This is a genomic window from Shewanella sp., from assembly GCF_051658185.1.
In the GTDB taxonomy this organism is placed as follows: Bacteria; Pseudomonadota; Gammaproteobacteria; order Enterobacterales; family Shewanellaceae; genus Shewanella.
Genome location: NZ_JBOFMC010000237.1, coordinates 1 through 9,227 on the forward strand (window position 1 = coordinate 1; position 9,227 = coordinate 9,227).

Here is a 9,227-nt window from a genome sequence, read left to right on the forward strand (position 1 = left end):
CACGGCGATTTCGCAGCAAGCGCAAGTAATGGCGGCACTGCAAGTTCAACAGCAGGCGTTTGTGAAAATGAATGATTTGAGTCTGTTTGACTACATGAGATAACGCCTCAGAAGGAGCCGAAATGAGGATACCTGCCACGCGTAGCGGTAGCGTGAATGAAGCCCAAACCCAAACGCAACCCACCTTGCAAGGGCGCAGCGGCAAAGAGAAACAGCCAAAATCAGTTGGCGCAAAAAACTCTGCCCCACGTAGCCCAGACATCAATCGACTTGACCGTTGGTCGTTGATCGGTGGCGCACAGCAAAAAATTGCCGATGCGCAAGGGAGTGAGCGGGCCCTCAGCCAGGTGATGATGGAACTGCGTCGGCTTGATCAGCAGTTATCGCGGCAAAAAGTGAATGGCGACGAGATCGCCAATCGCTTAAAGCAGTTAGAAGCGCATGTGACGACACCGAAAGGGCCGCTAACGGCGGCGCTTAAGCCGCGCATGCTGCTAGCGCCGAATGCGCAGCGTTTTAGCTATGGCTCTGACCAATTAGACTTGGTCTCACCGAAAAATAGCGCTGAACGCTTAGTGATGGCCTTCCCGTCCGCGGGCAGCGCGCAAGAAATCAATTTACCTGCCAACGCCAAGCCGATGGATGCGGTAAAAACGATTGACCAATCTCTGCGTAAAGAAAAAATCCAAGCTAGGTTAAACGAACTGGGTAAGCTTGAGTTGTCGGTGGCGGAAGCGCACAAACGCAAATTAGATGAGCCGGTATTAGTTAGTGGCCAGGGTATTCGCGTGCCGGCGGGTAATCCGGTGCCGGTGCAATTTAAGCAAACCCCTGGGCAATTAAGCCAACTGGGCAATGGCATTAGCGCAGGTGACATAGTGCAAGAACGCCAGCGCCTGCAAAAAGTCATGATGGAAATTGAGCGCTCGATTCGAGAGCTGAAGGCCTTTCGGCTTGAATCGGCCAAACAACTGGCGCAAGTACGTGTGCGTACTGGCAGCGCATCCGCACAGCAAATGGGGCAACTGCAAGATCGCTTAAGTAGCCAACTTGGCGATCACGGCTTTACCAGCAGCATGACCAGCCTAGCGGCGCAGGCGAACGTGTCACGGCAAAACGTGGTGGCGTTACTGAGTTAAAAAAAGCCAACCGTAAGGTTGGCTTTTTTAACCATGGCGCGCGCTGACGAGTTTTGCTCATACCTCATGCGTTATTAAGTTAAATCGCGGTGAGGTTGCCATCCGCGAACGGTGTGGCAACAGAATCAGCATTAACGCATTAAATCTAACTGGAAATATACCAATGAACTACTTTGCTGAAAATTCCAAAATAATCGGCCGGCGTTGGCCAAAAATATTAAAACACCTCGAAGCCCAAGATATTGCAAGCGTACCTGCGGAATTAGTCGAAGGCTTATCCTCAACCCTGTCAATTAATGGCATTCAATTAACTAGCCGGCATGATCGTGAGGCTGAGGCTAAGGCGGTAATCGCTAAACTAACTGAAAATGATCTCGGCGTTGCTGTGTATGGGGTTGGGCTTGGTGATATACCAAGACAATTGCTAAAAAATAAAAAATTAATAAACATCCATGTCTTCATTATGAATTCTGCGATTTTTTCTTTATTATTAAATCTGACGGAGCAGATGGATTGGCTAAAAAATCCTCGCGTGATGTTACGTCTGCCAGATCCAGCAGTGCCTACGCTAGTTTCACCCTATGTATTCTTACCACAAGAACTTGAACTAGCAGACAGTCTAGCCGCGAAGGCCCGTGACCGAATCATGATCCATATGCGGACACCGGGCAACAATGAGGCGTTTTTTAGCCAAGAAATTAAAGATAGAATTAATGATAACTTTAAATTATTACAACGCGACTTGAGTGTGGAAGGGTTAGCTTCGTATGCTGTTGACCGAGAGGTCTATATTCTAGCGACAGGGCCGACACTGGCTGACAATTTAGAAAAGCTAAAAGAAGTCAGACAGAAAGAAGATCGACCACTATTTTTTGCATTAGACACAGCGCTTAAACCACTGATGGCTTATGGAATTAAGCCTGACTTTGTTATGACGGTAGACTTTAATATCACATCAGAAATATTAGTCCCTGAGTTATCGATGGACATTAATCTTGTCTATATTCCAATGGTTGCGCGTAAAGTATTAGAGCAGTGGCGAGGTCCGCGCTATGGTGCCTATGAAGCAGGAAATAAAAATTATGACGAATTAAAGAAAACGCTTACGCGAGTTGAATTATTTATGGGGGGGAGTGTTATTCATCCAGCGGTAGATGTCGCGATTAAAATGGGCGCTAAAAAAATAACATTATTCGGTGCTGATTTTGCTTATCCTTATGATAAAACCCATACTGGTTGGGATGATGGTACTATTGGCTCGAAAGCAACCTATGGCCGGCGACAAGTCATTAACGGGCGTGGGCAGCAGGTTCGTACCCTCCTATCATTTTGCACCTACTTAAATAATATGGAGCATTTGATTACGCTTAATCCTGGGGTTAGTTTTTTAAATGCCAGTAGAGAAGGTGCGTTTATTCAAGGTACAACATATAATCAGGAATTTGTAGCAGATGATTAATGAAAAGAGCTTTATCAATGGAGCTAAAATACTTGTAAAAAATATACGTGATGTAAATGATGAATTGGCATGTTTTTACTGTGCGAACATGTTGGAGTTATTTATTCCTCTTGTTCCAATGTTAAGTGACTCGCTGAAAGCAGAGGTTGTATTTTTTTCCAAAGAACTATTATCTTGCCAAGAAAAGCATGATTGGGCAAGTATGTGCGATTATCTTGAATTCGAACTGCCGCATCTAATTTCGCAGTTAAAAGTAGAGTTAAATGGCAGCTAAAAGGTGGTGACTATGTGTTGCGGCCCGCAAGATTGTGTGACTTATGCTCCGATTTTACAAATATTTTAGGATGCTTTTTCTGCCATGTTTGCATAGCATCAATCGGTGATAGGTGTCCTAAAATGCGTTATATATAAACGAGACAACTGGGCGCCGCAGGATAAAATTACTTGGTTCCTGTTAGAAAAATAAAACTTGCCAAAAGTATTTTTATTTGACTTGACGGGGCTCGCATCAGTGCAGCCCCGATATTTAATGTTATAAATTACAATTTAAGCATTGAATAAATAGCAGCATCGCTGTTTAAGTTTGACTGATTCAAGCTATTGCGCACCGCATCGGCAAACGTGCTGTTATGCAGGCGTTGTGAATGGTAGCTATAGAATAGACCAATCATTAATTGCTCAGATGGTTCAGCCCCAGCGATAGTCAAAGCACATAAATAAGCTCGTAATAGAAAAAAATCAGCTACGAGTAATTGATAGCTATTTTGCGCTGGCTCATTTTCACTTGGGAAATCTTGATGATACACCCAATAACGCAGGTAGTTATTTAATATATGCGGGCGCGTGGCTAACCAAGGTTGCCATTTTTGCTGCCATTCATAATATAGCTCTTCAATTTTATTGCCATCGCTATCTTGAGAAAAAAAGTTAAAAATAGCATCTAGGCATTGTGACATCGGACCATAGCCGCGGCGATTTTTATTAGTTGAACCCAGCAGAACATTGCTTAATGCACGTAATGCCCACCAATGTAAAGTATGGTTTTTAGTTAGTGCTAAAAAATGTGTTTCAAGGCCATCCCGTTCATCAATTTCGGCGAGTTGATTAATAAAATCAATATGCGATAACTTGCTATCATCACGATGTACCAACATGCCAATAATCCATAGTCGAACCTCTATCGATAGCGCATGATTTTCTATTATATGGCAGGCTAGTTGTTGCAAGAATGTGTTGGCATTATTTGGCGTTTTAGCTACGGCATGCCCTTTGCGCTCAGTGATCGACAAGAGCATAGCGCTTGGATCGAGCAACACTTGGCGTGATACTTCAGGGCATGATAGGCTAAGTGTATGCCTAATTTCATTTCCTTTGTCGATAGTCATGCGCGGATAGGTTTTGCAGGTACTGCTTAATGCTTCACCGCCAGCAACGCGGTGAATAAAGCACAAGCCATCATCTTGTAAAAATTTACATGCACCATTTTCTTTAAATTGAATTTCGCCCCAATGGCCATGACTTTTTTTTACTTTTTTTATGTTTTCTTTGGCCTTGAGGCGTAATTCTTGATTTGTATGTTTTTCATAAGCCGTAAAGGTTTTTTTATCGATGCTAATTGTCCATCCGTGGCAGCAATCATCTTCGCATTGGCTACCGATGCATTGGAAATTTTTATAAAAATTAGGGGTTAAATGCTTTATGGCCATATTTATTTTCAACTCTCATGTTTTATTTGCTAATCATCTGCCAAGATAATGCAGTTCCTTTGCGAATAAAAATTGTTGCTGTTTGTTGTGTTATTTGTTCGATAAATTTAGGCGCTAACCCAAAGCCAGGTCTAATACTGCGTACATTTTCACTTGTGAATGCCTCACCCGCTTGGATATCTTGAACAGCATATAAAGAACGGCGAAATTTAACATTACCCTTTTCTGCTTCGGTGCGATCGTAATTTATTTTACCTAGTGCAGACCAAGCGGTCTTGGCATCTTTACACAGCGCGGCAAGTTCGTGTGGCTCAAGAGAGAAACTATCATCTGGACCGCCGCCTCGGCGATCAAGCGTCACATGTTTTTCAATTACGCAAGCGCCTAAGGCGACCGCAGCAATCGCTGTCGCATTATCTAGGGTATGATCAGACAATCCGGTTAATACGCCAAACCGTTGCTGCATATCCGCAATTGTGCGCAAATTGTATTGTTCCGCTGGCGCAGGATAACCACTGACACAATGCAGAATAATTAACTCTTGGCAGCCATTACCCGTCGCAGTATCTATCGCCTCTTGGATTTCGCTCGCATTGGCCATCCCAGTTGACATGATCATTGGTTTTCCGGTCTGTGCTACGCGCTTAATTAGCGGTAAATCAACCAGTTCAAATGAGGCTATTTTATAGGCCGGCGCATTTAGTTCCTCAAGTAAATCAACGGCGGTAAAATCAAAAGGAGAGCTAAAAATAGTAAGGCCTAGTTCTTTAGCTTTTTTAAATAGAGGTTCATGCCAGTCCCAAGGCATTTGCGCTTCAGAGTAAAGCTCGTGTAAATTTTTACCATCCCATAAGCCGCCGTGTATTTTAAATTCATCAGTATTGGATTTTAAAGTAATAGTGTCGGCTGTATAGGTTTGTAGTTTTATTGCATCGGCACCAGCATTTTTTGCTTGCAGCATGATTTCAAATGCACGATTAATATCACCGTTATGGTTGGCGGATAATTCAGCTATAACATAAGGGGGGTGCTGATTTCCAATTGCCCTGCCTGCAATGTAGATGGAATTATTGTTTTTTGTTAGCATAATGGTTCTCGAATAAATTTTTCTGCAGATATTCTTTTGTAACCTGCTTGTGTGAAAATTGCTTGGGATGCTCTATTTTTAATTAGTATTGTTGCATGAATGATAATCGAAGGTAATTTCTCATTAACTAACTGCAAGCCTTTCTTGCCAATACCTTTGCCATGCAGTTCAGGTGAGACGTAGATTGATATCAAATAATTTTCACAAAATATTTTATCTAGACGAATAACACCGACAGATTGATGATTATTGGCGCAATAAATAATAAAAAAAAGATCATCTGTGCAGGCTAGTTTTTTCTGCAGCCAATCGAAGTGTTCCGGCCAGGATGGCGCATTTTGATTCAGTGCAAATTGCCTTGTTTTAGGATGTGTTTGCCAAAAATAAATTAAATCTGCATCCATTAACGATGCATTTTTTAGTTCAAGCTGCATCGTGAAATCACCTCTGCGCAAACAACTGCTCTGCCCTAAGCCAATCATCCAGAGTATCAATATCTTGCACCCGAAAACTTGGCAATAAAACGATCTGCGAATTTTTTTCGAATACCGGTTGCTTAGCTAACCAAGCATTAGCCCGCCCCCAGTAAAATTGACCGGCATCATGGTAGGCTTCTTCTAAATCTTGAGAGCGCGTCAGTAAGTGTTCGGGGGAAAACATGCTCACGCAACCTTGTTCATTGACTTTTATTGCGCGTTGAATCGGGAAATTAAAGCGTGTAGCGCTAAAAACAAATTGTGTCGCAGGGGAGTTAGTCAGTAGGTCTAAACCGTGGCGTAGATCGTCAGGTGCAACAAAGGGTGCCGTAGCATAAAGACAGCAGATAAGTTCTGGGTATTGCCCTTGTGCGGCTAACCAAGTAATAGCGTGGCATAGCACGTCGCTGGTTGTTGCATAATCATTAGCAATCTCTGCTGGGCGTATAAACGGCACTTCAGCACCATATTCTCGCGCTACCGCGGCAATTTCAGCATCATCCGTGGACACAATGATGCGTGCAAAACATCCAGATTTTTGTGCCGCAAGAATTGACCACGCGATCATCGGCTTGCCATGAAATAACTTAATATTTTTGCGCGGAATGCGTTTACTGCCGCCGCGGGCAGGAATAATGGCAATAGGCATATATTAACCTTGCAAAATAACAGTCAGCGCAGCGATAACCTTATCTTGCTGCGATTCTGTCATGGTGTGAAATAGCGGCAAAGATAGGGCACTTTGATAATAAGCTTCGGCATTAGGAAAATCGCCCTGTTTAAAACCTAATGCTTGGTAATACGGTTGGCTGTGCACGGGAATGTAATGTACATTAACGCCAATACCGGCAGTCCGCAGTGCATCAAATATCTGTCGATGGGTTAACTTGATGCAGGTTAGGTCGATTTTTATAATGTACAGATGTAGGCCAGAATAACTATTTGGCAATTGATAGGGCAGTGTTAGCGGTAGATTAGCTAAGCGTTCGTTATAGCGCTGGGCTAAATGGTGACGCTTTGCTACAAAACTATCAAGCCGCTGCATTTGGCTCACGCCTAAAGCGGCTTGTAATTCGGTCATGCGATAGTTAAAGCCAAGCGCAATTTGTTGATAATACCAGTCACCGTGTGTTTCACCTTGCATGTTTGCGGGGTCGCGGGTGATGCCATGACTGCGTAGCAAAGCCATTTTTTCCGCTAACTGCGGGTTATTGGTTGTGACTGCGCCACCTTCTGCAGTAGTAATGATTTTTACCGGATGAAAACTAAATACGGTAATGTCACTATAACGGCAGTTGCCGATTGGCTCATGATGATAGCGGCCACCGATCGCATGGGAGGCATCTTCAATTAAATAAAAGCCATAGATAGTGCTGAGTTTTTTTATTGCTCGCATATCGCATGGTTGACCAGATAAATGTACGGGTATGACTATTTTTGGGAGGCAGTTATTTGCCTTGGCCGCTTTTAATTTTTCTTCCAGCTTGATTGGACACAAGTTGTAAGTGTACGGATCGATATCGACAAAATCGATCTTTGCGCCGCAATATAAGCCGCAATTTGCCGAGGCGACAAAAGTAATCGGAGTAGTCCATAAATAATCACCAACCCCAAGGCCTAAAGCTAAGCAAGCAATATGTAAGGCTGAAGTCGCGCTATTCACAGCGAGTGCATGGTTAGCGCCGGTGTATCGGCTTAATAAGGTTTCAAATTCGGGGACTTTGGGGCCTTGCGTCAAAAAATCTGATTCAAGTACCGCAATGACGCTATCAATATCTTGTTGGTTAATTTCTTGTTTGCCGTAAGGGATCATAGGTTAACTCACGCACTAAAGCTTTTATCCACATGAACTTTAATTAGTTCGCGTAATGATGCGACTGTTTCCCACTCGGTGTTGGTACCTGAATTATATTTAAATCCAAACGGTACTTTTTGGGCGTTATGGTGCGTTAAATAGTCGGCTTCGTTATGACTAAATGATACTGAAGGTAAAATAGCGTAATACTTGCCTAAATCTATGGTATTTAGTGAATCGGTATCGGTGATCATCTCTTCATGCAATTTTTCGCCCGGGCGCACGCCAACAATTTGCGTACGGCATTCAGGCGCAATGGCTTCGGCGATATCGAGAATTTTATAAGAAGGAATTTTAGGGACAAAAATTTCACCGCCCAAGTGATGTTTTAGTGCATACATCACCATATCTACCCCAGCTTGCAAAGAGATATTAAAGCGCGTCATTTCCGGGTGTGTTATCGGCAAAATGCCTTCGGCCCGTTTTTTTAGAAAAAACGGAATAACCGAACCGCGCGAGCCCATGACATTGCCATAACGTACGACGCTAAAACGTATATTGCGTGAGCCTTTAATATTATTTGCCGCGGTAAATAATTTATCGGAAGTGAGTTTCGTCGCGCCATATAGATTAATTGGTGCACAAGCTTTATCGGTAGATAACGCTACCACATGTTTCACGCCGCATTTAAGCGCGGCATTGATAACGTTTTCTGCGCCATCTACGTTAGTGCGAATGCATTCGGTCGGATTATATTCCGCCGTATCGACCTGTTTAATCGCCGCCGCATGGATGATGACATCAATACCTTCACAGGCTTGTTCCATGCGATTGCGGTCACGTACATCACCGATAAAAAAGCGCAACTGTGGATACAGTGCGGTTGGGTAATTTAAACGCAATTCAGATTGCTTTAATTCATCACGGGAATAAATCACGATTTTTTTTACATCAGGATAGCGCGTTAAAATGGTCTTAATAAACTGCTTGCCAAATGAACCAGTGCCGCCGGTGATTAGAACGCTTTGCTGATTTAACATAGAAAACTCTTTATTTATAGTGAATGCCTGCTAATTGCTTATCTTTGGATTATTCAGCATGACTAAAAAACACTAACAGGCAGTAATGTAAGCAGTCACTGCTGTATTGCTATAGTCAAAATGATAAGTTTCTTTATCACAAAGGTAGCTGGTTTTTAGGCTGGGCTTGGCGCTAAATGGCTGGCCGTGCTGATTGATCATGGCGTACGCAAGAGCGAAAAATTTACGCATCGATAACCCCATACCATGTTCCATGGATTTGATTAGGTCACCGTCGATATTCGATTGGTTTAATACGTTCATCTGTAAATTTTTAAAGCCACAATCGACCATTGCGGAAGCCATACTAACTTTATCTTTAGTCGGAGCAATGCTGTCATTAATCGCGTGACAAAAAACATAGCTGGTATCCGTGCCACCTAATTGCGCCATTTGTTGTATTTGTGCTAAGGAAAAACCACGAATTTGCGCGCGGGATGCGTTAAAGGTATTTGGCTGCTCCGCACTTAATGTCCAAGGTGATAT

At 43.1% G+C, this 9,227-nt stretch carries 10 protein-coding genes; 3 read left to right on the forward strand and 7 right to left on the reverse strand.

What is annotated here, in order from left to right; translation table 11 throughout:
- Nucleotides 1–122 precede the first annotated feature (122 nt).
- The 3 genes from ACRCZA_RS09250 (at nt 123) to ACRCZA_RS09260 (ending at nt 2,872) form a co-directional block, all read left to right on the forward strand.
- Entirely contained in the window at nt 123–1,139 is a 1,017-nt protein-coding gene (locus tag ACRCZA_RS09250) for a hypothetical protein (RefSeq protein WP_438674156.1), read from the forward strand.
- Between the two features lie 163 nt (nt 1,140–1,302).
- On the forward strand, nt 1,303–2,598 hold the full coding sequence (locus ACRCZA_RS09255) for a motility associated factor glycosyltransferase family protein (RefSeq protein ID WP_438674157.1): 1,296 nt from the start codon (nt 1,303–1,305) through the stop codon (nt 2,596–2,598).
- Nucleotides 2,591–2,872, forward strand: coding sequence for a hypothetical protein (locus ACRCZA_RS09260; RefSeq protein WP_438674158.1), 282 nt, complete (start codon nt 2,591–2,593; stop codon nt 2,870–2,872). Before ACRCZA_RS09255 ends, ACRCZA_RS09260 begins: the two co-directional genes overlap by 8 nt.
- Nucleotides 2,873–3,137: 265 nt before the next feature.
- On the opposite strand, the gene fliB is transcribed toward ACRCZA_RS09260, so the two are convergent.
- From fliB to ACRCZA_RS09295, 7 genes are all read right to left on the reverse strand, one after another.
- Nucleotides 3,138–4,316 (reverse strand): flagellin lysine-N-methylase, encoded by a 1,179-nt coding sequence (gene fliB, locus ACRCZA_RS09265; RefSeq protein ID WP_438674159.1) that lies wholly within the window; start codon nt 4,314–4,316, stop codon nt 3,138–3,140.
- Between the two features lie 10 nt (nt 4,317–4,326).
- Nucleotides 4,327–5,391 carry a pseudaminic acid synthase gene (gene pseI / locus ACRCZA_RS09270; RefSeq protein ID WP_438674160.1) on the reverse strand — a complete coding sequence of 355 codons (1,065 nt, stop codon included), beginning with the start codon at nt 5,389–5,391 and terminating at the stop codon, nt 4,327–4,329.
- On the reverse strand, nt 5,385–5,825 hold the full coding sequence (locus ACRCZA_RS09275; RefSeq protein ID WP_438674161.1) for a GNAT family N-acetyltransferase: 441 nt from the start codon (nt 5,823–5,825) through the stop codon (nt 5,385–5,387). Before ACRCZA_RS09275 ends, pseI begins: the two co-directional genes overlap by 7 nt.
- A gap of 7 nt (nt 5,826–5,832) precedes the next feature.
- Complete coding sequence (gene pseF / locus ACRCZA_RS09280) at nt 5,833–6,516, reverse strand: pseudaminic acid cytidylyltransferase (protein WP_438674162.1); 684 nt, start codon at nt 6,514–6,516, stop codon at nt 5,833–5,835.
- Nucleotides 6,517–6,519: 3 nt separating this feature from the next.
- On the reverse strand, nt 6,520–7,680 hold the full coding sequence (pseC, locus tag ACRCZA_RS09285) for a UDP-4-amino-4,6-dideoxy-N-acetyl-beta-L-altrosamine transaminase (protein WP_438674163.1): 1,161 nt from the start codon (nt 7,678–7,680) through the stop codon (nt 6,520–6,522).
- 8 nt (nt 7,681–7,688) lie between these two features.
- Nucleotides 7,689–8,702 (reverse strand): UDP-N-acetylglucosamine 4,6-dehydratase (inverting), encoded by a 1,014-nt coding sequence (gene pseB, locus ACRCZA_RS09290; protein WP_438674164.1) that lies wholly within the window; start codon nt 8,700–8,702, stop codon nt 7,689–7,691.
- A 72-nt stretch (nt 8,703–8,774) separates the two neighbouring features.
- On the reverse strand, nt 8,775–9,227 hold a 453-nt coding region (locus tag ACRCZA_RS09295; RefSeq protein ID WP_438674165.1), incomplete at its 5' end, for a DUF2920 family protein.